19 protein-coding genes and 1 tRNA gene are annotated in these 25990 nt (G+C 67.5%); 13 read left to right on the top strand and 7 right to left on the bottom strand.

Annotated elements, in window-relative coordinates; genetic code table 11:
* Positions 1-8 precede the first annotated feature (8 nt).
* Entirely contained in the window at positions 9-1007 is a 999-nt protein-coding gene (gene fliG, locus BLV92_RS12380; RefSeq protein ID WP_090545286.1) for a flagellar motor switch protein FliG, read from the top strand.
* A 114-nt stretch (positions 1008-1121) separates the two neighbouring features.
* Here fliG and BLV92_RS12375 read toward each other — a convergent pair whose 3' ends face one another.
* Positions 1122-2144 (bottom strand): DnaJ C-terminal domain-containing protein, encoded by a 1023-nt coding sequence (locus tag BLV92_RS12375; RefSeq protein WP_090545284.1) that lies wholly within the window; start codon positions 2142-2144, stop codon positions 1122-1124.
* A 423-nt stretch (positions 2145-2567) separates the two neighbouring features.
* On the opposite strand from BLV92_RS12375, the gene BLV92_RS12370 reads away from it, so the two are divergent.
* A complete protein-coding gene (locus BLV92_RS12370) occupies positions 2568-3308 on the top strand; it encodes a replication initiation protein (RefSeq protein WP_166676673.1) in 741 nt (246 codons plus the stop codon).
* 186 nt (positions 3309-3494) lie between these two features.
* Positions 3495-3698 carry a hypothetical protein gene (locus tag BLV92_RS12365; RefSeq protein ID WP_090545280.1) on the top strand — a complete coding sequence of 68 codons (204 nt, stop codon included), beginning with the start codon at positions 3495-3497 and terminating at the stop codon, positions 3696-3698.
* Between the two features lie 194 nt (positions 3699-3892).
* Here BLV92_RS12365 and BLV92_RS12360 read toward each other — a convergent pair whose 3' ends face one another.
* Positions 3893-7687 (bottom strand): autotransporter domain-containing protein, encoded by a 3795-nt coding sequence (locus tag BLV92_RS12360; protein WP_167627039.1) that lies wholly within the window; start codon positions 7685-7687, stop codon positions 3893-3895.
* A 392-nt stretch (positions 7688-8079) separates the two neighbouring features.
* Between BLV92_RS12360 and BLV92_RS12355 the strand changes: the two genes are divergently transcribed.
* The 5 genes from BLV92_RS12355 (at position 8080) to BLV92_RS12335 (ending at position 16982) form a co-directional block, all read left to right on the top strand.
* A complete protein-coding gene (locus BLV92_RS12355) occupies positions 8080-10881 on the top strand; it encodes an HAD-IC family P-type ATPase (protein ID WP_090545276.1) in 2802 nt (933 codons plus the stop codon).
* A 34-nt stretch (positions 10882-10915) separates the two neighbouring features.
* A complete protein-coding gene (locus BLV92_RS12350; protein ID WP_090545274.1) occupies positions 10916-12619 on the top strand; it encodes a Na/Pi cotransporter family protein in 1704 nt (567 codons plus the stop codon).
* Between the two features lie 213 nt (positions 12620-12832).
* Positions 12833-13339 (top strand): sigma-70 family RNA polymerase sigma factor, encoded by a 507-nt coding sequence (locus tag BLV92_RS12345; RefSeq protein WP_090545272.1) that lies wholly within the window; start codon positions 12833-12835, stop codon positions 13337-13339.
* 24 nt (positions 13340-13363) lie between these two features.
* A complete protein-coding gene (locus BLV92_RS12340) occupies positions 13364-14353 on the top strand; it encodes a FecR domain-containing protein (protein WP_090545271.1) in 990 nt (329 codons plus the stop codon).
* Between the two features lie 241 nt (positions 14354-14594).
* The gene (locus BLV92_RS12335; protein ID WP_167627037.1) at positions 14595-16982 is read left to right on the top strand and encodes a TonB-dependent siderophore receptor; all 2388 of its coding nucleotides are present in this window, start codon (positions 14595-14597) and stop codon (positions 16980-16982) included.
* A gap of 103 nt (positions 16983-17085) precedes the next feature.
* Here the strand turns inward: BLV92_RS12335 and BLV92_RS12330 are convergent, their stop codons facing one another.
* The gene (locus BLV92_RS12330; protein WP_090545267.1) at positions 17086-17955 is read right to left on the bottom strand and encodes a DMT family transporter; all 870 of its coding nucleotides are present in this window, start codon (positions 17953-17955) and stop codon (positions 17086-17088) included.
* Positions 17956-18387: 432 nt separating this feature from the next.
* Positions 18388-19854, bottom strand: coding sequence for an MFS transporter (locus BLV92_RS12325; protein ID WP_244283788.1), 1467 nt, complete (start codon positions 19852-19854; stop codon positions 18388-18390).
* 79 nt (positions 19855-19933) lie between these two features.
* Here BLV92_RS12325 and BLV92_RS12320 point away from each other — a divergent pair, with 79 nt between their 5' ends.
* Positions 19934-20803 (top strand): LysR family transcriptional regulator, encoded by an 870-nt coding sequence (locus BLV92_RS12320; protein ID WP_090545263.1) that lies wholly within the window; start codon positions 19934-19936, stop codon positions 20801-20803.
* Between the two features lie 78 nt (positions 20804-20881).
* On the opposite strand, the gene BLV92_RS12315 is transcribed toward BLV92_RS12320, so the two are convergent.
* Positions 20882-21889: a LysR family transcriptional regulator gene (locus tag BLV92_RS12315; protein ID WP_090545261.1), complete on the bottom strand. Its 1008-nt coding sequence runs from the start codon at positions 21887-21889 to the stop codon at positions 20882-20884.
* Between the two features lie 258 nt (positions 21890-22147).
* Positions 22148-22552 (bottom strand): hypothetical protein, encoded by a 405-nt coding sequence (locus tag BLV92_RS12310; protein WP_090545259.1) that lies wholly within the window; start codon positions 22550-22552, stop codon positions 22148-22150.
* Between the two features lie 190 nt (positions 22553-22742).
* Between BLV92_RS12310 and BLV92_RS12305 the strand changes: the two genes are divergently transcribed.
* From BLV92_RS12305 to BLV92_RS12295, 3 genes are all read left to right on the top strand, one after another.
* Positions 22743-23567, top strand: a complete 825-nt coding sequence (locus tag BLV92_RS12305) for an AraC family transcriptional regulator (protein WP_243842647.1) — start codon at positions 22743-22745, stop codon at positions 23565-23567.
* A gap of 439 nt (positions 23568-24006) precedes the next feature.
* A complete protein-coding gene (locus BLV92_RS12300; protein ID WP_090545255.1) occupies positions 24007-24210 on the top strand; it encodes a cold-shock protein in 204 nt (67 codons plus the stop codon).
* A 282-nt stretch (positions 24211-24492) separates the two neighbouring features.
* A complete protein-coding gene (locus BLV92_RS12295; protein WP_090545253.1) occupies positions 24493-24714 on the top strand; it encodes a hypothetical protein in 222 nt (73 codons plus the stop codon).
* Between the two features lie 490 nt (positions 24715-25204).
* On the opposite strand, the gene BLV92_RS12290 is transcribed toward BLV92_RS12295, so the two are convergent.
* Positions 25205-25281, bottom strand: a tRNA-Pro gene (locus tag BLV92_RS12290).
* A 154-nt stretch (positions 25282-25435) separates the two neighbouring features.
* On the opposite strand from BLV92_RS12290, the gene sixA reads away from it, so the two are divergent.
* The gene (gene sixA / locus BLV92_RS12285) at positions 25436-25897 is read left to right on the top strand and encodes a phosphohistidine phosphatase SixA (protein WP_090545251.1); all 462 of its coding nucleotides are present in this window, start codon (positions 25436-25438) and stop codon (positions 25895-25897) included.
* Positions 25898-25990 lie beyond the last annotated feature (93 nt).

The following is a 25990-nucleotide window of genomic DNA, read 5'->3' as shown; positions in this document are numbered from 1 at the left end:
GGTGTCCAATGAGCGTTGAAGGCATCAAGAGAAGCGCCGTCTTGCTGATGGCGCTCGGCCAGCAGGAGGCCGTCGAAATATTCAAGTTCCTGGGGCCGCGCGAAGTGCAGAAGATCGGCGCGGCGATGGCCGGGATGAAAAACGTCACGCGCGAGCAGGTCAGCGAAACGCTCGACATGTTCATGCACGAGGCCGAGTTGCAGACGGGCCTCGCGCTCGATTCGGGCGACTACCTGCGCTCGGTGCTGATCTCGGCGCTCGGCGAGGACAAGGGCGGCCAGGTGCTGGAGCGGATCCTCGGCGGCAACGACACGTCGGGCATCGAAGGCCTCAAGTGGATGGACGCCGAGTCGGTCGGCGAACTGGTCAAGAAGGAGCACCCGCAGATCATCGCGACGATCATGGTCCACCTGGACCCGGATCAGGCGTGCGAGGTCGTGTCGAGTTTCCCGGAGCGGCTGCGCAACGACGTGCTGCTGCGGATCGCGACGCTCGACGGCATCCAGCCGATTGCGCTGCGCGAACTCGACGACGTGCTGAAGAACCTGCTGTCCGGCGGCGAGAACATCAAGCGCAGCCCGATGGGCGGCGCGGGCGCGGCGGCCGAGATCATCAACTTCATGCAGACGCCGTACGAGCAGAGCGCGCTCGAAAACGTCCGCGAGTACGACCCGGAACTGGCGCAGCAGATCATCGACAAGATGTTCACGTTCGACAACCTGCTCGATCTGGACAACACGTCGATCCAGTTGCTGCTGAAGGAAGTCGACGCGGAAACGATGATCATCGCGGTGAAGGGCGCCGATGCGGACCTGCGGCAGAAATTCCTGTCGAACATGTCGAAGCGGGCCGCCGAGCTGTTCAGCGAAGACCTCGATTCGCGCGGGCCGGTGCGCGTGTCCGAAGTGGAGGAGAAGCAGCGCGCGGTGATCCAGGTCGTCCGCAAGCTCGCGGAGAGCGGCCAGATCGTGATCGGCAAGAAGCAGGAAGACGCGTACATCACCTGAACGCCGCCGCTCGTTTTCGCACGGCCAGGCGCGGCAGGTAACGCATCTGGCTCGCACCTGCAACACATCCGGAACGCGGCCGCACGACGACGTCGTGCGGCCGCGTCGTTCGTGTCATCCGTATTGCGGCAGCGAGAACGTCACGCGCAGATACAGGCAGCCGCGCTGCCCGGACGGACCGCCGAGCGCCTCGCCTTCGAGGCTCAGCCATTTGCCGGGCGGACAGTTGCGCGGAATCTCGACGGCGATCCGGCGGCCGAGCACCTCGACGTCGCACGCGCCGCCGAGCGCGGCCGTCGCGTAGTCGACCGGCAGGTCGCCCATCAGGTTCGGCCCGAGCCGCATCCATTCGGGCGGACACACGATGCGGACGCTGAACACCGCGTCGCCGCGCGGGCCGCCGCTCCAGCCGAGCGCGCCTTCTCCCTTCACGACGAGCGTCTGCCCGTCCCATGCGGCGGGCGGCACCGCCACGACCACGCGCCGGCTGTAGTCGCGCTTGCCGGCGCTGCGGCACGCGGTGCACGCGCAGACGTGGCCGGTCGTGCCGTTGCCGTCGCACGCGTGGCAGGTGTCGTCGTCCAGTTCGCCGCTGTTGCCGCACGTATCGCAGCGCTGCTCGATCACCTGCGTGCCGGCGCCCTTGCAGACCTCGCACGGCTCCGTCACGCGAAAGCTCGCGGCCACCTCGCCGCCGCCGAGCGCGACTTCGAGCGGCACGCACAGCACGCGCCGCAGGTCCACGCCGGGCACGTTGGTCGGCCGGATCGCGGACGAGGCCGGCGACGCGAACGGCGCGGCCGGCGACGCGCGATGGACATACGCGTCGGGATCGGCGACGTCGGGGGCAGGCGTGTGCGGCGGCCTGGCGCGCGCTTCGTCGTGCGGGTCGTCGTGCATTCCGCCGCGCGCGCCGTCGTGGGTTTCGCCGCGGGGTTCGTCGTGCGCCCCGTCGCGCTGCGCGCGCGACAGCGCGTCGTATGCGCTGCGAATCTTTCTGAACTGGCGCGCGGCCTCGCGTTCGTTGCCGGGGTTGCGGTCCGGATGCCATTTCATCGCGAGCCGCCGGTACGCGGCGACGATCTCGCGACGGGACGCGTTCCGTGCGACGCCGAGTGTCAGGTAGGGGTTCCTCATTCCTGTGTGCGGGCACCGATGCCATTTTTACCGATGTGCGCATTCTGGCGTCTTTTGCGGGTTCGTGCATGCGTCGAATCGGTATTGCGGGCTTACCCTCAAGATCGGCGCGCGCGTGCCGATATTGCATCCGTGACCACTTTGTCTCTGTGCAACACGGTCCCGATGTCCCGTTGCTGCGCGTCACCGCGCGATGCGCGCCGGCTGGGCGGGGAATCGGGCAACGTTCGACGGGAATGCAGACCGAATGACGGGTACGGCTGAAAGCGAGATGCAGTGGCGGGGTGTCCGGCGGGCGACGGCAGTCGCATGGCCGGTCGGCGACGAGGTCCGGGGGCGCGCGGCGCACGCGGCGGGCCGTTTCGACGTCCGCCGCGCAAACGATCCACCAACGGGCAGCCGTCCGCACAAGGGGGGCTGGTGTTGACGAAAGCGACGGCGCTGACCGAGGCGTCCGCCCTGACGGAAGAACACGCGCTGCTGCTGAACGATCTGCTCGGCGCGTTCCATGGCTTGAAGACGGAAGCGGAAGAGCGCATCGTCGCCGCGTGCATGGCGAAGCTCGGCTCGGTGCGCTCCGAGCAGGGGCGCAGCCGGATCAAGCTGACGGCGGCCGAGTACGCCGACACGTTCGGCCTCGATCCGGCCGATGCGTATCAGCAGTTGAAGACGGTCGCGCAGTCGCTGCTGGTGCGCGTCGTGCGGCGCGAGGAGCAGACCCGGCGCGGCGTGCGCGTGCATCTCGACCACTGGGCGAGCGGCATCACGCTGCACGACCGCGACGCGTGGGTGGAACTGCGCTTCTCGCACGAGGCGACGCTGTACATGGTCGCGCTGAAGGGCGACTACTCGGCGTATCTGCTGAAGCAGGCGGCCGGCCTGCGCTCGATCCACTCGTGGAGTCTGCTCGAAGTCTTCCTGCCGTTGCTGGAAGTGGGCTCGCGCGAGATGACGATCGACGAGTTCGTCGACGCGATGGGCGTGAAGCCGGTTTATGCGACGAGCTTCGCGCGGCTGCGCCGCGAGGTGATCGAGCCGGCCGTGAAGGAACTGACCGAAAAGGACGGCTGGCAGATCGCGTGGCAGCCGGTGAAGGAAGGCCGCAAGGCCGTTGCGGTGCAGTTCACGTTCCGCCGCAGTCCGCAGGGCCGTCTCGATGTGTGAGCGCGCGCGGCGGCGCGGGGACGGGCAGTGAAGGAAGCAGGCGCGTGGCCGGCGTGGCGGCGCGCGCCCGAAGATGACAACACCGGAATATTTCTGCTGTCGCATTCGCGTCGGCGCTGCGGACGGCGGAGCTTGCCGTTCGCGGTTGCACGACGATGGACGTCAGCGTCAAAGGGGAGGTAGTTCATGTCGTTGACGGTTCACGTCGAGTATCAGTATTGCCAGCACGGAAGGAAAACCGTCCAGACGGGGAGCGACCTCGTGACCGTGGACGAGCACACGGACCGCGCGGTGCTGTCCGTGCTGCGGCTGCTGCATCCGCACTGGGAAGCGATCAAGGTGCTGTCGTCGTCGCTCGCGGCGCCGCCGGAGACCACGCCGGGCGTGTAACGCCTGCGCGGCAGGCTGCTTCGGCGTGCGGGCCGCGCCATCAGCGATGCGCGGCGCGCGGCCGGCTACTCGCGGCTCGCGGCTCGCGTCACGACGGACCCTGGACGTCGCCGCTTCGACGAAGCGGCGGCGCGCCGGCCCTCGCGTGCGGCGGGCTTCTCGCCGGACCCTCGCCGGCCCCTCCTCACGCGGACTCAGAACTTCCAGCTCGCATACGCGTTGACGCCGCTGTCGCGCAGGCGTCCGCCGTATTGCCCCGAGTACGCGATCCCCACGTTCAGCTTCTGGTTCGGCGCGCTGTCGATGCCGACCGTGACGACCGCCGCATCGCGCGCGATCGGCACGCCCGTCACCGTGAACGGCGAACTGCCCGCGAACGCCATCGTCGTCGCCGGCGTCGCGTTGCCGAACGCGTGACGCCAGCCGGCCGAGCCGCTCACGCTCAATGCGAGCTTCGGCGCGAGCGCGACCGGCAGCGACGCCCGCAGGCCGAGCGTCGAATAACCGACGTCGTCGGTGCTGGCCGCGCCCGATAGCGCCGCGACGTCGCCGTTCTCCGCGAACGAATCCGTATGCAGCCGGACATACGCGAGATTCGCGAACGGCTCGAACCGCAGCGCGTTCATCTGCATCTGATACGCGACCTCGCTGAAAATCTGCAAGGTGTTCGCGTGATAACCGGCGGACGGCGCATCGGCGACGCCGGGGAACACCACCGAACGCGACGTCGATACGTCGTGCCACGTCCACGACACGCCGCTCCTGATCGCGAGCGCGCCCCACTGCGAGCCGACGTACGCGCCGATGTGATAGTCGTCGCTGTGTCCGGACGACTGCACGTCGTCCGCGTCGAACGACGTGCGGCTGTAGCCGAACAGGCCGCCGACGCGCCAGTGGCTGTTCAGTTCGTCGTCGGCGCCGGCGAAGAAACCGCCGACGCTGCGGTCGAACGTGGCCGCGTTGCGGTCCGACGTGCGGCCGAGCGTGCTCCACGAGCCGAACGGCTGGATCCACAGGCCGGGATCGAGTTCGGCCGGTGGCGCGCTGGCGGGCCGTTCGGGGCCGGACGCGGTGCGCAGCCGGTCGAGGATCGCGTCGCGCGCGAAGTGGCTGTCCTCGATCAGCACGCTGCGGGTCGACGCGTAGACCTGGCCGGACAGCAACTGGAACGCGCGCCGCGCGTCCGCAAGGCTTTGCTGCGACGCGACCTCGCGCGCGAGCGTCGCATCCTCGCCGAGACTTTCGACGCCGCGCGCGGTCGAGCATTCGTTGGCCGTCATGCCCGGCTGGCACAGCGGCTGCTGGTTGCGGATCGCAACCAGATACGCGTTGTTCGCGTCGTAGCGAAAGCCGAGGTCGATGTACGGATACCCCTGCGCCAGCGAGCCGAACGTGCCGCTGACGCCGTTGGCCGCCGTCAGCACGCGCCATTCGCTGCCGGGCAGATAGATGCCGCTGCCCTGGTTCACGACGACGCTCGCGCCGTGCAGCGCGGCGCCGCCGGTCACCGCGATCAGGTCGCTTTGCAGCGCCGGCGTGATGTTCAGGTCGAAGTAGGTCGAGCCGGGTTCGAACGCCAGGTCGCCGTTCACGCGGAGGGTGCCGAGCGAAGCGACGCCCGGCGACACCGCGCCGCCCGCGTGGATCGTCGTCGCGCCGACGCTGCCGGTGCCGATCAGGCTGCCGCCGCTGTTCACGTCGAGCGTGCCGCCCAGCGTGCCGGTCACGCCGAGCGTGCCGCCGTCGACCGTCGTGCGGCCGGCGAACGCGCCGCTGTCGCCGGCGAGGAACTCGGTGCCGGCCGCGAGCGAGAACTGGCCGGTGCCGGTCAGCGCGCCGTCGAACGTGTCGGCGGCGTTCGTCAGGTTCAGGTGCTGCGCGCCGACGTTCACGGTGCCGCCGCCCGCGAGGCTCCGGATGTTCGCGGTCGCGCCCGCGGCCGATATGTCGAACGTCGCGTCCGCGATCACGCGGCTCGACGCGGCGATGCTGCCTGCGCCGGCCAGCGCGAGCGTGCCGGCCGCGATTGTCGTTGCGCCGGTGTACGTGCTCGCGCCGGTCAGCGTCGTCACGCCGCCGCCGTTCTGCACGACGTTGCCCGCGCCCGAGATCGCGCCGTCGTACGTGTACGCGTTCGAGCGGTCGAACACGAGTGTGCCGCCGTTCGACACGTCGCCGGCGATCGATCCGGTCGCGCCGCCGTTGCCGAGTTGCAGCGTGCCGGCCGTGATCGTGGTGCCGCCGGTGTACGTGCTGTCGCCGACGAGCACGAGCGTGCCGCTGCCGGCTTTCGTCAGCGCGCCGCTGCCGGCGAACGCGGACGTGTCGGTGCCGATCGGGTTGCCGCCGTCGTCGATCGTTAGTCCACCGGATGAAATGACGAGCGGCGACGTGAACCCGCTGATGAAGCTCGCGTTCGCGCCGGTCGCGATCAGCGTCGCGCCGTCGAAAGCGACGTGCGTTGCGCCGCCGCCGGCCGCCAGCGATTGCGTCTGCAACGTCGCGCCGCCGGTGACGTTCAGCGTGCCGGCGCTGCCCGCGTTCGCGGCGACGACGAGGCCGGCCGGCGCGACGACGGTCGCGCCGCTCGCGATGTTCAACGTGCCGGCGCCGTCATTGCCGACCACGAGGCCCGACGTGCTGGTCCAGTTCGCGCCCGCGCCGCTGACCGTGACGGCGCCGGTCGAGCCGGACTGCTTGCCGACGCTCGCGGTCGCACTGGTCGCCTGTGCGCCGTCGGCTATCGCGAGCGAGCCGCTGCCGCCGTCGCCGACGTCGAGTTCGCCGGTCGTGGTCCATGTCGAGCCTGCGCCGCTGACCGTGACGGCGCCGGTCGAGCCGGACTGCTTGCCGACGCTCGCGGTCGCGCTGGTTACCTGTGCGCCGTCGGCCATCGCTAGCGAGCCGCTGCCGCCGTCGCCGACGTCGAGTTCGCCGGTCGTGGTCCATGTCGAGCCCGCGCCGCTGACCGTGATGGCGCCGGTCGAGCCGGACTGCTTGCCGACGCTCGCGGTCGCGCTGGTCACCTGTGCGCCGTCGGCAATCGCGAGCGAGCCGCTGCCGCCGTCGCCGACGTCGAGTTCGCCGGTCGTGGTCCATGTCGAGCCTGTGCCGCTGACGGTCGCGGCGCCGCTCGCGCCCGCCGTCGCCCCGATGTCGCCGGACGCGCTGGTGACCGTCGCCGCGCCGAGCACGTTCAGCGTGCCGGTTCCGCCGTTGCCGACCACCAGCGCGCCGCCGTTGACGAACGTGGACCCCGCGCCCGACACGGTCAAGGTGCCGGCGCTGCCCGCGAGGTTGCCGAGATAGGTGGTCGCGCTTTGCAGCTTCGCGCCGGCGAGGATCGAAACGGATGTGCTGCCCGCGTAGCCGGCGTACAGCGTGCCGCTGTTGACCCACGAGGAGCCGGCTCCGCTCACGGTGATCGTGCCGGTGCCGGTCGGCCGGAAGCTCAGGTAGCTGTCCGCGCTGACGAGCGCGCCGCCGTCGACGATGTCGAGCGAGCCGGCGCCCGCATCGGCGACGCCGAATACCGCGGTGCTATGCCATGTGGACCCGGCGCCGCTGAGGGTGATCGAGCCCGACGAGGCGGCGTCGCGGCCGACGATGGCCGTGCTGTTGGTCACGGTGCCGCCCGAGGCGATCGACAGGTTGCCGGCTCCCTCGTCGCCGACGCTGATCGAGTTGGTCGTGAACGTCGCGTTGGGACCCGTGACGGTGACGGTGCCGACCGCGCTCGCGACGTTCGACACGATGGCGTCGGTCGCGCTGACCGAACCGCCGCTGTCGATGTGCAGCGTTCCGTCGCTCGTATATCCGACGTACAACTGATCGCCGATGGCCCATGGCGACGTCTGCGTGCCGGGCACCGTCACCACCTGGCCGCCGTCGATGAACGCGGGCGCGGCCCGGCTTTCGGTCACGCCGAACGCGCCCAGCGTGCAGGTCGCGGCGCACAGTTTCCGGATCGAAGCTCTGTTGTTTTGCATGATCGAACCTCCATCATCGGTACGGCGTCGGCGACCGTGTCGCCGGGTTGCGCGAATTCGTTGTCTGGGCGACGAAGTCGGGGCGGGGAAACCGGACGATGGCGCATCGTATCCCATCGGTCGACGCGGCGTTCTTAACGTGCGAGGCGTCGCCGCGGGTCGTTGCCAATGCGAAACGATGCGCCGCAGTGTTGCTTCACGCGTGTTCAATCGCCGCTGCGGCGCTGCGGCGCGGTGTTCGCGCGCCGCAGGGATGATCGCTTTCGTCCGTACCGTCCCGCATACCGCGCTACAATCGGCTCCGTTTTCCGGAAGCCCTCTACAATCGACGGGTCTGGAAAATGCAGGCATCGTTTTCAGCATTGCGTCCGCAACCCCTTGTGGAGTGAGCGATGAACGAGGCGACTAGCGCGGGTCATGCGGCAGGGCATGCGGCCGCTCACGGGGCTGCTCAGGCGGCCGATTCGTCGGCCTGGCATGCGGCGACCGCGGAAGAAGCGTTGACGCGGCTGGACGCGAACCTCGCGTCGGGCCTGAGCGCGGCGGAGGTCGAGACGCGCCGCGCGCAGCACGGGCCGAACCGGCTGCCGGAAGCGGGCCGGCAGAGCCTGCTGCGCAAGTTCCTCGGCCAGTTCCACAACATCCTCGTGTACGTGCTGCTCGGCGCGGGTTTCGTGAAGCTGATGCTCGGGTTGTGGGTCGATGCGTCGGTGATCTTCGGCGTCGTCGTCATCAACGCGCTGCTCGGTTTCGTGCAGGAAGGCAAGGCCGAGAAGGCGCTGGACTCGATCCGCAACATGCTGTCCGCGGAAGCGCGCACGCTGCGCGGCGGCGAAACGCGGATGATTCCTTCCGAAGACCTCGTCCCCGGCGACATCGTGCTGCTCGAATCGGGCGACAAGGTGCCGGCCGACCTGCGGCTCGTCGACGTGAAGAACCTGCGGGCGGAAGAAGCAGCGCTGACCGGCGAGTCGGTGCCGACCGACAAGTCCGTCGCGCCCGCCGCCGAAAACGCGACCGTCGGCGACCGCCACGGCATGGCGTACTCCGGCACGCTGATCGTGTCGGGCCGCGCGACCGGCGTGGTCGTCGCGACCGGCAGCCACACCGAACTCGGCCGCATCAACCAGATGCTTGCGAACGTCGATGCGCTGGAAACGCCGCTGCTGCGCCAGATCCGCAAGTTCGGCTATGCGATCACCGTGGCGATCTTCTTGGTCAGCGCGCTGGTGTTCGCCTATGGGCACTGGATCGAGGAACTGCCGTTCGTGCAACTGTTCCAGGCGGTGGTCGGCATCGCGGTGTCGATCATTCCGGAGGGGCTGCCCGCGATCATCACGATCACGCTCGCGATCGGCGTGCAGCGGATGGCGCAGCGCAACGCCATCATCCGGCGTCTGCCGGCCGTCGAGACGCTCGGCTCGGTGTCGCGGATCTGCTCGGACAAGACCGGCACGCTGACGCTGATGGAGATGATGGTCGTGTCGGCGGCGACCGCCGACGCCGCGTACGAGTTCGACGGCGCGGGGTATGCGCCCGAAGGCCGCGTGCTGCGCGACGGCCAGCCGGCCGGGCCGGACCCGGTGCTCGACCTGATGGCGCGCGTGTCGGTGCTGTGCAACGACGCGGAACTGCGGCAGCAGGACGGCGTGTGGAAGGTCGAGGGCGACCCGACCGAAGGCGCGCTGTATCCGTTCGCGGCGAAGATCGGCGTCGCGCGCGATGCGCTCGAAGCCGCGTTCCGGCGCGTCGACGTGATCCCGTTCGAGTCCGAGCACCGCTTCATGGCGACGCTGAACGAGGACGCGCACGGCGCGTCGTGTCTGCTCGTGAAGGGCGCGCCCGAGGTGATCCTCGAACACTGCGACCGGCAGCAGACGCGCGACGGTCCGCGGCCGCTCGACGCCGCATTTTTCCAGCAGGCATCGGACCGTCTCGCGGCGCAGGGCGAGCGGGTGCTGGCGCTCGCGTGGCTCGACGATCCCCGCCTGGGAAAGGCGAATCTGGCGCCGGCCGACCTGCCGGCGACGCTGGTCCTGCTCGGGCTGATCGGCCTGCTCGATCCGCCGCGCAAGGAGGCGATCGAGTCGGTGAGGGAGTGCCATGCGGGCGGCATCCGCGTGACGATGATTACCGGCGACCACCGGATCACCGCGGCGGCGGTCGCGCGGATGATCGGCATCGGCGACGGCAAGACCGCGCTGACCGGCGTCGAGATCGAGGCGATGGACACGGCCGCGTTGCAGGACGCGGTGAAGCAGGTGGACGTGTTCGCGCGCGCGAGCCCCGAGCACAAGCTGCGGCTCGTGAAGGCGATGCAGGCGAACAACCAGATCGTCGCGATGACCGGCGACGGCGTGAACGACGCGCCCGCGCTGAAGAAGGCGGACATCGGCGTCGCGATGGGGATCAAGGGCACGGAGGTCACGCGCGAGGCCGCCGCGATGGTGCTCGCGGACGACAACTTCGCGTCGATCACCGCGGCCGTGCGCGAAGGCCGGACCGTGTACAACAACATCGAGAAGGCGATCCTGTTCATGCTGCCGACGAACGTCGCGCAGGGCGTCGTCATCATGGCCGCGATCTTCGGCGGCTTCACGATGCCGATCACGACGCCGCAGGTGCTGTGGGTCAACATGGTGACGTCGGTGACGCTCGGCCTCGTGATCTCGTTCGAGCCGCACGAGCCGGACGTGATGCGCCGCCCGCCGGCAAAGACTGGCCGCCCGATCCTGACCGGCTTCGGCATCTGGCGCGTGATCTTCGTCGGGCTGGGTCTGCTTGCGCTGACGCTCGCCGCGTTCTTCTGGACCTACGGACAGGGCGTGCCGATCGAATTCGCGCGGACCGTCGCGGTCAACGCGCTGACGATCGGGCAGATCTTCTATCTGCTGAACACGCGCTACCGGATCGAGTCGTCGCTGTCGATCGGCGCGCATCTGCGCAACCGCTATCTGCTGATGGGGATCGGCGCGGTGATCGTGCTTCAGTTGCTGTTCACGTATGCGCCGCCGTTGCAGGAACTGTTCGGCACGGCCGCGCTGCCGGCCGGCGTGTGGCCGTGGCTGTTCGCGGGCGGCGCGGTGTTTTTCCTCGTCGTCGAGGCGGAGAAGTGGGTGATACGGCGCTGGCGCGGCGCGAAGGATACGGCGGACGCGGCAGACACGGCAGACACGGCGCAGGGGGATCGATGAGACCCGGCCGCGCGGCGAAGCAGGGAGACCCGCGATGACGCCCTACCTTGCGGAACTCGCGTCGAACCGGCTCGACCTCGTGCTGATGCTCGGCCTGCTGCTCGGCGGGCTGGCGCTCTTCCTGCTCGGCCTGGAGTTCATGACCGCCGGGCTGAAGGCGATCGCCGGCAACCGCTTGCAGACGCTGATCGGGATGCTGACCGCGAACCGCTTTCGCGGCGTGCTGACCGGCGCGCTCGTGACCGCGCTGCTGAACTCGTCGACGATCACGACCGTGCTGATGGTCGGTTTCGTGTCGGCGGGGCTGATGACGCTCGCGCAGTCGGTGCCGATGATCATGGGCGCGAACATCGGTTCGACGGTGACCGCGCAGATCATCGCGTTCGATGTGTCGAAGCTCACGCCGTTCATGCTCGCGGCCGGCTTTCTGCTGCACGCGTTTTCGTCGCGCAGGCTCGTCAAGCAGATCGGCGGCGCGGTGATGGGGCTCGGGCTGCTGTTTCTCGGCATCCAGTTCATGGGCGACGCGATGCGGCCGCTGCGCACCTATCAGCCGTTCATCGACGCGATGCAGGACATGGAGAACCCCGTGCTCGGCATCGTGGTCGGCGCGATCTTCACCGCGATCGTGCAGAGTTCGGCCGCGACGCTCGCCATCGTGATCGCGCTCGGCGGCCAGGGGCTGATGCCGCTGGAGGCCGGCATCGCGCTGATCCTCGGCGCGAACGTCGGCACCTGCGGCACCGCGCTGCTCGCGGCGATCGGCAAGTCCGCGGAGGCCGTGCAGGTCGGCATCGTGCATCTGCTGTTCAACGTCGTCGGCGTGCTGTTCTGGGTGTTCTTCATTCCGCAGATGGCCGACCTCGCGCGTTACGTGTCGCCGTCGCATCCAGAGTTGCAGGGGCTCGCGCGGCTCGCGGCCGAGACGCCGCGCCAGGTCGCGAACACCCACACGATCTTCAGCGTCGTGAACACGCTGGTGCTGATCTGGTTCACCGGGCCGATCGCGAAGCTCGCGCAACTGATCGCGCCGCGCCGCGGACCGCTGGTGAAGCCGGCGGGCGAGCCGGTTTATCTCGACGAATCGTCGCTGACGGTGCCGTCGCTCGGGTTGCAGCGGGTCCGGCTGGAACTCGCGCGGCTCGGGCAGCAGGTGCTCGACATCGTGCGCGACAGCGCGCGGCTGCTCGCGGACGGCGACCTCGACGACATCAGCCATCTGCTCGACCGGAAGCAGGACGCTGACCGCCTCGCGTCCGCGATCCTGCAGTACATCGGGCGGCTGTCGCAGGTCGAGCATTCGGCGGTCGAGGGCGAGCGGATCGTCGGTTTCGCGCGGATCGCGAGCATTCTCGCGAGCATCAGCGGGATCACCGGGACGAATCTTGCGGCGGTGAGCCAGCGGCGCAGCGCGGAGCCGGGCAGCTTCACGCCGTTGAGCGACGACGCGACGTCGCGTTTCGTCGACGCGGTGGTGCTGCGGCTGGAACGCGCGATCGGCGTGATCGGCGAGCCCGGCGACGACGCGGACGACGTGCTGGAGACCGACGTGCCGCCGGTGAAGGAGAAGATCCAGGCGCTGGCGGCGACCGCGCGCCAGAGCGTGTTCGGCCGGCTGCGGCTGGCGGACCGGAAGGACGTGGTCAGTTACCAGCTGGTGGTCGATCTGATCGAGCAGTTCCGGCAGATCGCGCAGTTGTCGAAGGCGATTTCGAAGACGGTACGGGAGTTCGGATAGGGGCGATCGGCGGCCGGGGTTTCGGGCGGCATCGACCGGCGATCGTGAAACCGGGCGGAATCGCGGAGTGTCCGATGTCGTGCTGGCGCGGCGCGAACTGGCCGCGGGACCACCGCGGACCCCGCCCGTTCGAACGGTTGCGCAGCCTGGACGGTTCGGGTATAAATGCAAATCATTCCTATTTGCGCGTCCCGAGTTCCGAAAGGTTGCCCCATGACCGCCGCCCAGCCTCCCGTGCAGCAGGAGATGCACGCCCTCTACCACGACCATCACCCCTGGTTGCAGGGCTGGTTGCGCAAGCGGGTCGGCAACGCGTTCGACGCGGCGGATCTCGCGCACGACACGTTCGTCCGGATCATCGCGTCGCGCCGCGCGCTGGACCTGCGAACCGAGCCGCGCGCGCTGCTCGCGCATATCGCGAAGGGGCTGGTCGTCGATCACTGGCGACGCCAGGAAGTCGAGCGCCTCTATCTGGAGACGATCGCGCATCTGCCCGAGCCGGAAGTGCCGTCGCCGGAAGTCAGGCAGCTCATCCTCGAATCGCTGTGCCGGATCGACGCGATGCTCGACACCATGCGGGCCGCCACGCGCGAGGTGTTTCTGCTCGCGCAGCTCGACGGCCTGACTTACGCGGAGATCGCGGCCCGGCTCGGCATCTCGCTCGCGACGGTCAAGCGCCACATGCGCGCTGGTTTCGCGGCCTGCATCGTCGCGCTGTGAGCGCGGCGGCCGGCGCGCGCCGTCATGGCTGATCGCGCTTATCCGCAGACGCGGCGTGCGCGGACCCGCCGCCTCGCCGACGACGTCGTCGCCGAGGCGGCCGACTGGCTGGTCCGCATGCAGTCGGGCGAACTGACGGCGGACGAGCGCGCCGAACTGGAGCGCTGGCGCAACCGGAGTCCCGCGCATGCGGACGCATGGAGCCGCGCCACCCAGGTGCTCGCCACGTTCTCACGGGTGCCGTCGCCGTTCAGCGGCGATGCGCTTCGGCAACTGCGCGGCCGGCGCCGGCAGGTGCTCCGCGGGCTTGGCGCGCTGCTGATCGGCGCGCCGTCGGCCTGGCTCGCGTGGCGCGCGATGCCGTGGTCCGAATGGACCGCCGATTGCCGGACGGCGGCCGGGGAGCGCAAGCGGATCGAACTGGCGGACGGCACGCAACTCGTGCTCAACACCGCGACCGCCGTGGACGTCGCGTTCAGCGCCGGCGAGCGCCGGCTGCGGCTCGTCGCCGGCGAGATCCTGGTGACGACCGGACACGATCCGTCCGCTGCGCGCTATCGGCCTTTCGTCGTCCAGACCGCCCAAGGTATTGCGCAGGCGCTCGGCACGCGCTTCACCGTGCGCGTCGACGGCGAGGCGACGCGCGTAGCCGTTTTCGACGGCACGGTGGCGATCCGCCCGGCCCGGTCGTCCGATCGGCAACTGCTTCGCGCCGGCGATGAAGCCGATTTCCGCGAGACCGACGTATCCGCGGTGCGAGCCGCCGATCCGTCCGCGTCGTCGTGGGAGCAGGGGATGTTCGTCGCGCGGCACGTGCGGCTCGCCGATCTGATCGGCGAACTGGCCCGCTACCGGAGCGGCGTGCTGCGCTGCGATCCCGCCGTGGCCGACCTGCGCGTGTCCGGGGCCTTCCCGGTCGACGACACCGACGCGAGCCTCGTGCTGCTCACCAGGACGCTGCCGGTCAGGCTCGCGTCGCTGACTCCGTACTGGATTACCGTCGAACCGCGCTGAACCACATGCCGCCAAGAAGCGGCGGCCCGCATGACACCTTTTTCCGTTTCGTCCGGTGTACCGGATAGAGGCGCGCAAACCGCGCCCTGTCCACACGCTTTCACGCACGCTCACTGACGAAAGGAAAACCAGCATGACCTCGATCCGGCCCAGCACCGTCCGCCGTAACCGTACGCGTTCGGCGCGCCGTTCATCGGAGCCGTCGGCGACGCCCGGATGGCGCAGGACGGCGGGCGTCGCGATGCGGTCGGCGCTGCTGGCGACCACGCTCGCCGCGCTGCTGCCGGCAGGCGCGGCGCACGCGCAGCCGGCGGGCACGAGCGGCCGGGCGTCGTACGCGATTGCACCGGGGCCGCTCGGCGACGTGCTCGCGCAGTTCGCCGCGCAGGCGCACGTGCCGCTGTCGTTCGATCCGTCCGCGCTCGAAGGCATCCGCAGCCTGGGGCTGTCGGGCCGTTATTCGGTGCAGGAAGGGTTCGACGCGTTGCTGAACGGCACCGGCTACGCGCCGGAAGACAAGGGCAACGGCTGGTCGCTGCGCCGCGTGGCGCAGCCGTCCGCTTCGGCGACGGTCGCGGGCGAGCAGACGCTGGCGCCGGTCGCCGTCACCGCCGGACGCGATCGCGCAGCCGCTTCGGTCAATCCGGCGACGACGGTCGGCTCGAAGTTCCCGGTTTCGCAGCGCGAGCTTCCGCAGTCGGTCACGGTCGTATCCCAGCAGCAGATCCAGCAGCAGAACATGCAGACGCTGAACGACGCGATGCGCGCGACGCCGGGCATCAGCATCGCGCAGGACGACTCGGAGCGCACGACGTTCTATTCGCGCGGGTTTCCGGTCACGTCGTGGCTGCTCGACGGCGTGCCGACGGTGCAGAACCTCACGTCCGTCGCGCCGAATCTCGCGATGTTCGACCGCGTGGAAGTGCTGCGCGGTCCCGACGGTTTTCTGAACGGCTTCGGCAGCGAGGGCGGCGCGGTCAATCTGGTCAGGAAGCGCGCGCCGTCCACGTTCAGCGCGAATGCCGAGCTGTTCGGCGGCACGTATAGCGACTTCGGCGGGATGCTCGACGTCGGCGGCCCGCTCAATCAAGCCGGCACGCTGCGCGGCCGGGTGGTCGGCGACGTGCAGACCCAGCATCTGATGCAGGACAGCACGTGGCGGCACGACAAGCTGCTGTACGGCACGCTCGAAGCGGACCTGACGCGCGACACGCTGCTGCGGGTCGGCGCGAGTTTCAGCGAAATGGACCAGAAGGCGATGTGGACGGGGCTGCCGTCGTATTCGAATTACACGCTGCCGGATTTCCCGCGCTCGACCTATCTGGGCGCGCCGTGGAACGACAACACCTATTTCAACACGACCGCCTTCGCGGAACTGGACCAGAAGCTGGCGGGCGGCTGGAATGCGCGGCTGGCGTTCAACTACCTGGGCAGCCGCGATGACGTGCTGAACGGAACGGTCGGCGGCCCGCTCGATCCCGCCACCAACGACGGAACCGCGTCGAGCACGAAGTGGCATCAGTCGGACGACCAGGAGTCGCTGGATGCCGTGCTGAGCGGTCCGGTGCGGCTGCTGGGGCGCACCCATCAACTGACCGTGGGCGCGAGCTGGCGGCACGAAAACCTGCGTGTCGTGAACGACTATTGCTCCGCCGACAACCCGTTCTGCAGTTCCCCCGCGAATGTCTTTTCGAACCTGCCCGAGCCTTCCTTCGACGGCCCGGTGTCGGACGAAACGACCACGAGCAACGAGTACGGCCTTTACGGCAACGCGCGGATCAGTCTGGCCGACCCGCTGACGCTCGTCGTCGGCGCGCGCGTGAGCTGGTGGAACTCGAACTTCACGCCGAACCCCGACGCGAACTATTGGGGCGATCCGGGCAGGCATAACGACGTCTCGGGACGGGTGACGCCGTATGCCGGCCTCATCTACGACATCAACAACAACTATTCGGTGTACGCGAGGTACACGAGCATCTTCCAGCCGCAGAGCACGTACGACATGAGCGGCAACCTGCTCAAGCCGCTGGAGGGCGAGCAGTACGAAGTCGGCGTGAAAGGGGAGTATTTCGGCGGCAAGCTGAACACCGCGCTGGCGCTGTTCCAGCTCACCGAAAAGAACCGGGCGCTGTCCGATCCGCGCTTCCCCGGCGAAGGGTTTTCGATCGCCGCCGGCAAGGCCCGCAGCAAGGGTTTCGAGGCGACGGCCACCGGGCAGCTCACGAACGACTGGTCCGTGTTCGGCGGCTATACCTATACGCAGACCGAGTATCTCGACAACAGCACGAATCCGACCGGCATCGGTTTTTCGAGCATCGCGCCGAAGCATCTGTTCAAGCTGTGGACCCACTATCAGTTGCCGGGCAGGCTGCATCCGTTCAGCGTCGGCGGTGGCGCCTACGTTTCGAGCGGCATCTCGGCGACCGACGGCACCGGCACGCTCAGGCAGGGAGGGTTCGCCACGGTCGATCTGCGATTCGGTTATCAGGTCAACCGGCAGTTGTCGGCGGCGGTCAACGTGACCAATCTGTTCGATCGTCGTTATTTCGCGTCGATAGAGGGGACCGGGAGCGCGTTCTACGGCAACCCGCGGCAGGTGTTGTTCACGCTGCGATATGCGATGCAGTAAGTAGCAGTAGCGGGTCGGCGGCCGAATGTGTCCGCGCCATGCGGCAAGCCCGAACCGGCACGACGCCGGTTCGGGCCTTTTAGCTAAACGGCCCCGGTATCGCTCAGTCCGCTGCCGGCTTCGGCTTCGCCAACACCGATATCAGCGCGACCAGAATGACCGCCGTTCCCGCCAGCGCCGACCCGGTCAGCCGATGGCCGAGGAACACATAATCCATCAACGCGGTGACCACCGGGACGAGATAAAACAGGCTGGTGACGTTGACCAGATTGCCATGCCGGATCAGCTCGTAGAGCAGCAGTTGCGCGACGACCGATATGACGATCGCCAGCCACAGCAGCGGCCAGATAAAATTCCAGTTCCACTCGAACGTGAACGGCTGGAACATCGCGCACACGACGCACATCAGCAGCGCGATGCCGTATTGCAATGGCAGCACGTCCGCCGGCGCCTGCCGTATGCCTCTTTGCAGGATCGCCCCGAAGGTGATGCAGAGCAATGCGCCCAGTGCGAAGCCGGTGCCGGCGCCGAGTAGGTGGGTTGGGTCGAAGCTGCCGGGCAGTACCAGCACGAGTCCGGCCAGCGCCGCGACGAGGCCCAGCGCGCGGCGATACGAAAACCGCCGCTCCAGCAGCAGAAGCGTCAAGACCGGCTGCACGCCGAGCACGACGCCGATCACGCCGGGATTGACGCCGTGCGCGAGGGCCATGAAGTAGTTGATCGAATAGCCGCCGACCATCAGCGCGCCGGACGCGCCGACCCGAAGCCGCGTGCCGCTGGCCGGCAGCCATCGTCGCCGGCGCATGCCGACGCCGAGCATGATCAGCAACGCCAGCGCGAAGCGCATCACGAGAAACGCCAGCGGCGACGCATAAGCGAGCCCCCACGAGGTGAATATCGCTCCGCTGCTCCAGAGCAGCACGAAAAGAGTCGTCGAGCTGCGCGAAGCCCAGCCCGTTCTGAAAAAGAACATGATGTCGATTACCTGTCGAAGAAACGAACAGGCTTCCGCGCGGATGCGCGAGCATCCGTGATCCGTAACGATCAAGGGCAGGCAGGTGACGCGCGGAAACCGCCGGATGGACCGAACTAGTCCTGGACGAATGCGGCCGGCGGAGGAGGCGCGACGCCGCCGACGATGCGGATCGTCGGCGTGGCGGCGGAGAACGCGGGCGCACACGGGCGAGCGGCCGCCGGCGATGCTGCGGCGGTGGCGATTACGCGGTGTGTGGCCTGGGACATGGAGGACGTATTCAGGTTGACCGTCTGGTTCGACGGGGCTGGGCCACTTTGACATGCGGGTCTGTCGATGTCAATGGAGCGGGTGGGTGGCCGGTTGAATCCGCGGCCTGTCCTGGCCATTCGGTTCACGTCCATCGGCAGCGGATTCAAAACTCCCCGATCGTCATTGGCGGTTCGTTTCTTCGAGCGGGGTGGCGGCTTTCGCTGGGCGAAGCCGACGTGATTGTTTCGGCATTCCATCGCTCGCCTGCTGGTCCGCTCCGAGTCGCCACCCGCAGAGTAGCGCGCCCATCGCGAGCAGTGCGACAGCGAGGCCGATGGATCGATGCATGCCTGCCATGAACGCACGGTTGTCCGTGTTGCGCACCAGATAACCGAACACCGCGACGCCCAGCAGTCCGCCGACCTGGCGCGCCGCGTTGAGCACGCCGGAAGCGATCCCCGCGCGCGTGGCATCCACCGACGATAGCGTGACGTTGGTCATGGTCGGCACGATCAGGGCGATACCGCTCGCCGCCAGCAGCATTGGCGCGACGAGCCACGCATAAGCGCCGTCCGCGCGGACCGGCAGCAGCAACAGATAACCGAAAGCCGCGGCCGCGAGGCCGCACGTCATCAATCGCCGCGCGCCGATTCGAGAGATCATCCGGCCCGCCAGCACGTTGACGGCGACCAGTACGACGGTCATCGGCAAGAAGGCGAGACCGGTCAGTTGCGGCGACAGGTGCTGCTGGATCTGGAAAAACAGGCTGAAAACGAAGATCAACCCGTAGTATGCGAAGTTCACGATGACGCCGCATAACGACGCAATCGCGAGGCCGGGCGCGCGGAACAGCTCCAGCGGCAGCATCGGCGAGCGACCGCGCGACTCGATCCAGACGAATGCCGCGACGCACGCGACCGTCAGTGCCCATCCTCCCGTCACCCACGCGCTGGTCCACCCGACGCGGCCGGCTTCCGCGAGCGTTGCCGTCAGCGCGCCCAGGGAAAGAATCGCTGCGAGCTGCCCGGGCCAGTCAAGGCTGCGATCATGGCCTGGGCCGTCGGTCTGGACGTAACGCAAGGTCAGCCCCATGCCCACGAAGCCAATGGGCAGGTTGATCAGGAAGATGCTGCGCCAGCCCCACTGCGTGACCAGCGCGCCGCCCACTACCGGGCCGGCCGCCAGCGAAATGCCGCCGATCGCCCCCCACCAGCCGACGGCGCGGCTGCGTCGTTCCTTGTCGGGGAACGCGCGCTGTAGCATCGCGAGCGAATTCGGCACCAGCAGCGCCGCACCGATGCCCTGCAACAGCCTCGCCGCCACCAGCACGCGCAGGCTCGCAGCCCCGCCGCACGCGGCGGACGCCAGCGTGAACAGCGCAAGGCCGCAGAGAAACATTCTGCGCGGACCCAGGCGGTCGCCCAATGCGCCGCTGCTCAGCAGCAGCGCCGCGAAGACCAGCGTGTATGCGTTAACCACCCATTGCAGGCCCGCTACCTCGGTGCCGAATTGCCGGCGCAGCGCATCGAGCGCCACGTTGACCACGCTGACATCGAGCAGCACGACGACAAACCCGAATGCCGCGGCCACCAGGGTGCCTTGCGGCGAAACCCGTCGCATCTTCATATCGCTCCATTCCTCAAGCACGAACAACCTCGATGGTGGAGCGGCGCGTGATACGCGTAAATTCCGTAAGATCGCACATCATCGTTGAGAAAATGCACAGATGGCGGACTGGGAAAATCTCCGGCACTTCCTTGCCGTAGCGCGCGCGGGCACGCTGTCCGGCGCGGCGCGGGCGCTGCACGTGGACCATGCCACGGTGAGCCGGCGAGTCGCGGCGCTGGAGGCGGAACTGAACGTGCCGCTGGTCGAGCGGCTGCCTCGTTCGTGCAGGATCACGGCCGCCGGCATGCAGGTCTTTGAACAGGCCAGGCTGATGGAGGGGGCTGCGTTCGCGATCGAGCGCCAGAGTCAGGCGCGTCAGACCACGCTGCTCGGCCGGGTGACGCTCAGTGCGTCGCCGGTGTTGACGTCGTTTTTTCTGGCGCCGCGCATGGCCGATTTCCAGGCCCGGTATCCGGGTATTCAACTGTCGGTGACGGCGGAGGCGCGGCAGATTTCGTTGAGTCGCGGCGAGGCCGACATCGCGCTGCGCCATGCGCGGCCGACCGACGCCAGCAACGTTGCGCGCCGTATTGGCCGCATGCCGTTTGCGTTGTATGCGAGCCGCGACTACCCGGTGCTCGCGACGCCCGATCATTGGCGCTTCATCGCGTACGACGAGCGGTTCGCCAGCATGCCGCAGCAGCACTGGCTGCTTGGGATGGCGGGCGGACGCGCGGTCGGCTGCGAACTCAGCGATATCGGCAGCCACCTCGTTGCGGTCCGTTCAGGCGCCGGGGTGGCGGGCTTGCCCTGCTTCCTCGGGGATGCGCATGCCGATCTGGTCAGGCTGGATCACGGGGAAAGCGGCTTTTCGCGGGATATCTGGCTCGTGACTCATCGCGACCTGAAACGCTCGACCACCGTGCGCGCCGTGATGGACTATCTCGCGGAGTCTTTCGAAAACGAGCCTGGACTGGGAATCCGCTAGTCGCTCGATGCGACGGGCGATGAGAGCGGGCGGCAGCGATCGCCTCGGATCAGTGTGATTGCCCTATGCGTCGATCGCTCAAACGAACAGTTCGCTGGCCGCCGGCGTATCGATCCGCGATTCACGTTCGCGTTCATCGAGCGCGGTTGCAGGGCGGACGGTTTTTTCGAGGCCCGTGCGACCGTTCAACAGCGGACACCGCTCGAACAGATCCGCGATCCAGTCCACGAAAACCCGCACCTTCGGCGGCAGATGCCTGCCGCGCAAATAAACGATCGAAACCGGCGCAGGCACCGGCCGAAGCTCCGGCAGCACTTCGACGAGCGCGCCGGTGCGCAGATGGCCCAGCGCCACGACGCGAGGCGGCTGAATGATGCCGAACCCTTCGAGTCCGCACGCGACATAAGCGTCCGAATCGTTGACCGACAGGCTGTCGTTCATCTTGACCTCGACTTCTTCGCGGCGGACCAGGAACGACAGACTGGGCGCACGTGCGCCGCGGTGCGGGCAATAACCGACGCAATAGTGATGCGCGAGATCGTCGAGCGCGCGCGGGCAACCTTCGCGCTTCAGATAATCGGGCGACGCGCAGGTGACGCCGTCGAGCAGGCCAAGGCGGCGGCCGACCAGCGACGAATCCTTCAACGCGCCGACGCGCACCGCGCAATCCACGCCTTCCTGCAGCAGGTCCACCGCGCGTTCGGTCAGGTCGAGCTGGACGTCGAGGTCCGGATAACGCGCATGGAACGCGGATAGCGAAGGAATGACGAGCAGCCTGCCGATCGAGCCGGGCATCGCGATCCGCAGCTTGCCGCGAGGCGATCCGCTGCCGCTCTGAAAATTCGCTTCGGTTTCCTCGATGTCCGCGAGAATGCGCACGCATCGCTCGTAATACGCCGCGCCGTCCGGCGTCAGCGACAGCCGCCGCGTGCTGCGGTTCATCAGCCGCACGCCGAGCCAGGCTTCGAGGTGCTGGATGGTCGTCGTGACGGAGCCGCGCGGCATGTCGAGCGCTTCCGCGGCGCGCGTGAAACTGCTGGCGTCGACGACGCGCGTGAATACCTGCATGGCCAGGAACCGGTCCATGGCGAATCTCCTGGTGCGCGAAGTGATGCGCAAAAGTGCGTTGGGGTTGTCGAGCGGCTTTCGGGGCGGTCGGCATTCGCCGTCAGCCCAGCGGTGCCAGGGGACGGCGGGGTGACGGGCTTGCTGGCGGTTGTTTTATCGAACCGCGGCTTGCTGGCGCGGCGTTGGGCCGCCGGACGACGGGCGAAGCGCGCCGCAACGGACGAGCAAAACCGTTTGCCCGTTGCGGGATGAGGAGCCGCGATTCAGCGCTTCGGCTCAGCCGGAATGCCCGCTCGCTTCGTTCAGCAATTGCCGCGCAATACCGATTGCATCGTCGGTCGATGCAACGATGCGCATCGGATATCCCCAGAACCGCTCGTAGACCGATGTGAACGGCTCGTTCGCCCGACGCTTTTCCGTATCCGGCTCGATGAAAATCGCCGCCTTGACGAAGGCTTGCAGGTCGCTCCGGTGCTGCTTCATCCACAGCGACGCCTCTTTCAGTTCGTCGGGCGAGCGTTCGGGCCGGCTGTCGCCAAGCCCTTCGTCGTTCAGAAAGACGAACGGCCGCCGGCGCGCGAGCAGGGCGTCGAACGCGGCGAATGCGTAGGTCGTGCGGTCGATGGGTTGCGCGTTCATGCGCATCCAGACAAACGGGAAATCGGCGGGATCGATCAGCATGGTTCAGATTCCTGATAATCGTGAGGCGGACGACGGGTTCGATAGCGCCCACGATACCGAGCGGAAGGCTCGACGTCATTGCACAACCTGGTCATAATATTTTTCATTTCAGCCAGGCCACGCGACTTCCCGGACCCGAACCTGCCCGATGCGTACCGCTATCCCTACTGATATTCCTGTTGACCCCGCGATGGACGACGACGTCGACGGCGTTCCCCGGCCGGTTTTCGCCCTCACTGGCGTGGCGGTCTCGAAGGACTGGGAGCGCGCGCGGCATAAGCATCGCAAGGCGCAACTGCTTTATTCGGTGCGCGGCGTGCTCAATTGCGAGATCGAAGACGGCGTGTGGATCGTGCCGCCGCAGTGTGCGGTGTGGATTCCGGGCGGCGTCCCGCATTCGGCGAGAGGGTCGGGCGAGACCGAATGCCATTGCCTGTTCGTCGAACCGGACGCCGCGCCGGACATGCCCGAAAGCTGCTGCACGATCGCCATCCATCCGCTGCTGCGGGAACTGCTCATGGCGGCGGCCGGTTTGCCCGCGTTATATCCGCAGGGCGGACGCGAGGACCGTTTGGTCGCCACGCTGCTCGACGAACTGGCGGCGGCGCCGGTGGAAGACCTGCACCTGCCGATGCCGCGCGACCGGCGGCTGCGGCGGCTCGCGCAGCGGCTGCTGGCCGATCCCGCCGACAAGTCCACGTCGGGCGAATGGGCGAGCCATATCGGCATGAGCGAGCGGAGCATGAGCCGGCTGCTGCTCCAGGAACTCGGCATGAGCTTCGGCCACTGGCGTCGGCAGATGCATGTGATCCTCGCGCTCCAGCGGCTGACGAAAGGCGACAGCGTGCAGACCGTCGCGCTCGACCTCGGCTATGAAAGCGCGAGCGGGTTCGTGACCATGTTCCGCAAGGCGGTCGGCAAGCCGCCGGCGCGTTATCTTTCCGAGCGAAGCGCGGATGCGGCCGGCCGGCAGTCCGCGGGGGTGCCGGCGATCACGTTGCCGGATCGGGGATGAGTCCACGCGGGACGGTGGTTGTGCTGTCGCGGGCCGGGCGTCGATATGCGGTGTGCACGCTCCGCGACTGAAGGATCTTTGGCCGTTGGATTCGGGAAAGTACATTGACATCACTACGACTCGAATGATGACAACGAGGCATTCAGCGTCACCGACCGCATAAGGCTGTCTAACCCGTGCACCCTGCCAGACAGGGCGCGCGGCCTGGCAGGACCGCATCGTTTCGTCCGCAAAACTGACCGCCTGGCGAAACAGTTACAAGATAGCTATTGACGCTGGTACCATCCGACGATTACTGTGTCGTCTGAAGTTCAAGAAGTTCGATTGCTGTTCATCAATTGCTCGCTTCTCAGCGGTATTCGTTGTCCTCTCTCTCCTTGACACTTCACGCGCTCTTCAACAGAGCAAATCTTCGTAATTTTTTCCTCAAGGATTTTTCATGGATACCGGTACCGTCAAGTGGTTCAACGACAGCAAGGGCTTTGGCTTCATCACCCCGGACAAGGGCGGCGACGATCTGTTCGCTCACTTCTCCGAAATCAGGTCCGACGGCTTCAAGACGCTGGCAGAAAACCAGAAGGTAAGCTTCGAAACGAAGCAAGGCCCGAAGGGTCTGCAAGCGGCTAACATCACGCCGCTGTAAGTTTGAAGGACCCGGCCTCCCGCGACGGACGCCGGGTTGCAGCGACACCCTCGCGGAGCCTTGTCTCCCAAAGTGGGCGTGATGGCTGCTGGCGGCGTCTGTTTATTCAGCAGCTTGCCAGGCGCCACACGCCTCGTTGCGCTTCACTCCCCCCTGGCGGCAACGCCCATTTTTCGTTTCCGACTGCTTCAGATTCGGCCTGCAATGGCTTTGAATCGGCGTACGCATGCTCATTTCGCACGGCGCGCGCGCACTCGAACATCATTAAAATTAAAAATTAAAATGCAGAACAACCCGATTCAGCAATACAACGGCTATGCCGTCCAGCCATCGGCGCATCGTTCGCCCGACGGTAGTTTTTCATCCAACCTGCTGCTCGAACGCACTGACGCGCGCGCCGAAGGCCGCTACCAGTTCTATTCGCTCGATTACTTCACGAGTGAAGAGCAGGCGCTGCAGCACTCGACACGCTGGGCCCGCAACTGGATCGACACGCGCGGTTAAAGGCGACGCCGGCAGGCAAAGCCCGGGCACGAGGCCTCTACCGCATATGAGGCATCAGGGCGCGCGCAACAAAATGCGCCCAAACATCATGCACGGTCGATGCGTTACCTTCCGGTCATCGAAGTCGACGACGCGCGTGAGAGGGCAGGGCAGACCGAAGTGTGAACGCAGGCGCGGCCGGACGGCGATTACCCATCGGCCGCTGCCTGGCCATCAACCGTCGTTCGCATCGGGCGTCAGTCCGGCATTCGACCGTCTGAAACTGGCTGGATCACTGAAGGGCGAACGAGGATCGCGTCTCTATCGTGACAAGATCTGGCAGCGCGCAATTTCTTGCGAAAGCGAGCGCCTTTGGCTGCTTCCAACTGCTTCCAATGTTATTTGCGCAACGTGCGGTGTTGTAGCCCACACACGTTGCGTTGATCGAGTTGGGCCCGAGTAAGAAACAAAAAGGAGTTACAAGTTTATGGCTTGTAACCCCTCGATTCCCTGGTCGGAGCGATAGGATTCGAACCTACGACCCTCTGATCCCAAATCAGATGCGCTACCAGGCTGCGCTACGCTCCGACGAATCCGGGATTGTATCGGGGCAGAGCATCTCCAGTCAAATCGGCGTCGCGCCGGCTTGCGGAGCGTCGGCCGGGCGCGCAACATGCGGGTGGCTCTGAGCGGGCGCGGCCGTGTTGTGTCGCGCCGTACCGCATCTTCCGAGGAGACGTCGATGAACCTGATTCTTTGGCGCCATGCCGAAGCCGAAGACACCGCCGCCAACGATCTCGCCCGTCAGTTGACGACCAAAGGCCGCAAGCAGGCGCAGCACGTCGCGAAGTGGCTGCGCCCGCGTCTCGAAGACGACGCGGTGATCCTCGTCAGCCCCGCCGCGCGCACGATCCAGACCGCCGAGGCGCTGACCGACCAGTACCGCGTCGTCCGCGAGATCGCGCCCGGCGCGAGCGCCGATCAGGTGCTTGCCGCGGCCGGCTGGTCGCACGGCGTTGCGCCGACGGTCGTCGTGGTCGGGCATCAGCCGACGCTGGGCGAGGTTGCCGCGCGGCTGTTGCACGGCGACGCCACGCGCGGCCTGTCGCTGAAGAAAGGCGCGCTGTGGTGGTTCGCGAGCCGGGAGCACCACGGCGACGAAACGGCGGTGCTGCTGGCCGCGATGTCGCCGGATCTCGTCTAACGAACCAGTCGCGCCGCGCGCCGCCGCCATGTCCATCGGCACGCCGGCCGGCGCGCGAGCGACGCCCACGCCGCTGCGCCAGGCACGCGAACC

Origin of the sequence: Paraburkholderia caballeronis (genome assembly GCF_900104845.1) — a bacterium.
GTDB lineage: Bacteria > Pseudomonadota > Gammaproteobacteria > Burkholderiales > Burkholderiaceae > Paraburkholderia > Paraburkholderia caballeronis.
The sequence above is the reverse complement of the archived record's forward strand: the minus strand, read 5'-3'. Positions and strand labels throughout refer to the sequence as shown.

Excerpts from the sequence above, each read along its gene's own strand:
- fliG (WP_090545286.1), top strand. The coding sequence starts at position 9 with ATGAGCGTTGAAGGCATCAAGAGAAGCGCCGTCTTGCTGATGGCGCTC.
- BLV92_RS12375 (WP_090545284.1), bottom strand. The coding sequence starts at position 2,144 with ATGAGGAACCCCTACCTGACACTCGGCGTCGCACGGAACGCGTCCCGT.
- BLV92_RS12365 (WP_090545280.1), top strand. The coding sequence starts at position 3,495 with ATGTCGTTGACGGTTCACGTCGAGTATCAGTATTGCCAGCACGGAAGG.
- BLV92_RS12360 (WP_167627039.1), bottom strand. The coding sequence starts at position 7,687 with ATGCAAAACAACAGAGCTTCGATCCGGAAACTGTGCGCCGCGACCTGC.
- BLV92_RS12355 (WP_090545276.1), top strand. The coding sequence starts at position 8,080 with ATGAACGAGGCGACTAGCGCGGGTCATGCGGCAGGGCATGCGGCCGCT.
- BLV92_RS12350 (WP_090545274.1), top strand. The coding sequence starts at position 10,916 with ATGACGCCCTACCTTGCGGAACTCGCGTCGAACCGGCTCGACCTCGTG.
- BLV92_RS12345 (WP_090545272.1), top strand. The coding sequence starts at position 12,833 with ATGACCGCCGCCCAGCCTCCCGTGCAGCAGGAGATGCACGCCCTCTAC.
- BLV92_RS12340 (WP_090545271.1), top strand. The coding sequence starts at position 13,364 with ATGGCTGATCGCGCTTATCCGCAGACGCGGCGTGCGCGGACCCGCCGC.
- BLV92_RS12335 (WP_167627037.1), top strand. The coding sequence starts at position 14,595 with ATGCGGTCGGCGCTGCTGGCGACCACGCTCGCCGCGCTGCTGCCGGCA.
- BLV92_RS12330 (WP_090545267.1), bottom strand. The coding sequence starts at position 17,955 with ATGTTCTTTTTCAGAACGGGCTGGGCTTCGCGCAGCTCGACGACTCTT.
- BLV92_RS12320 (WP_090545263.1), top strand. The coding sequence starts at position 19,934 with ATGGCGGACTGGGAAAATCTCCGGCACTTCCTTGCCGTAGCGCGCGCG.
- BLV92_RS12315 (WP_090545261.1), bottom strand. The coding sequence starts at position 21,889 with ATGGACCGGTTCCTGGCCATGCAGGTATTCACGCGCGTCGTCGACGCC.
- BLV92_RS12310 (WP_090545259.1), bottom strand. The coding sequence starts at position 22,552 with ATGCTGATCGATCCCGCCGATTTCCCGTTTGTCTGGATGCGCATGAAC.
- BLV92_RS12305 (WP_243842647.1), top strand. The coding sequence starts at position 22,743 with ATGGACGACGACGTCGACGGCGTTCCCCGGCCGGTTTTCGCCCTCACT.
- BLV92_RS12300 (WP_090545255.1), top strand. The coding sequence starts at position 24,007 with ATGGATACCGGTACCGTCAAGTGGTTCAACGACAGCAAGGGCTTTGGC.
- BLV92_RS12295 (WP_090545253.1), top strand. The coding sequence starts at position 24,493 with ATGCAGAACAACCCGATTCAGCAATACAACGGCTATGCCGTCCAGCCA.
- sixA (WP_090545251.1), top strand. The coding sequence starts at position 25,436 with ATGAACCTGATTCTTTGGCGCCATGCCGAAGCCGAAGACACCGCCGCC.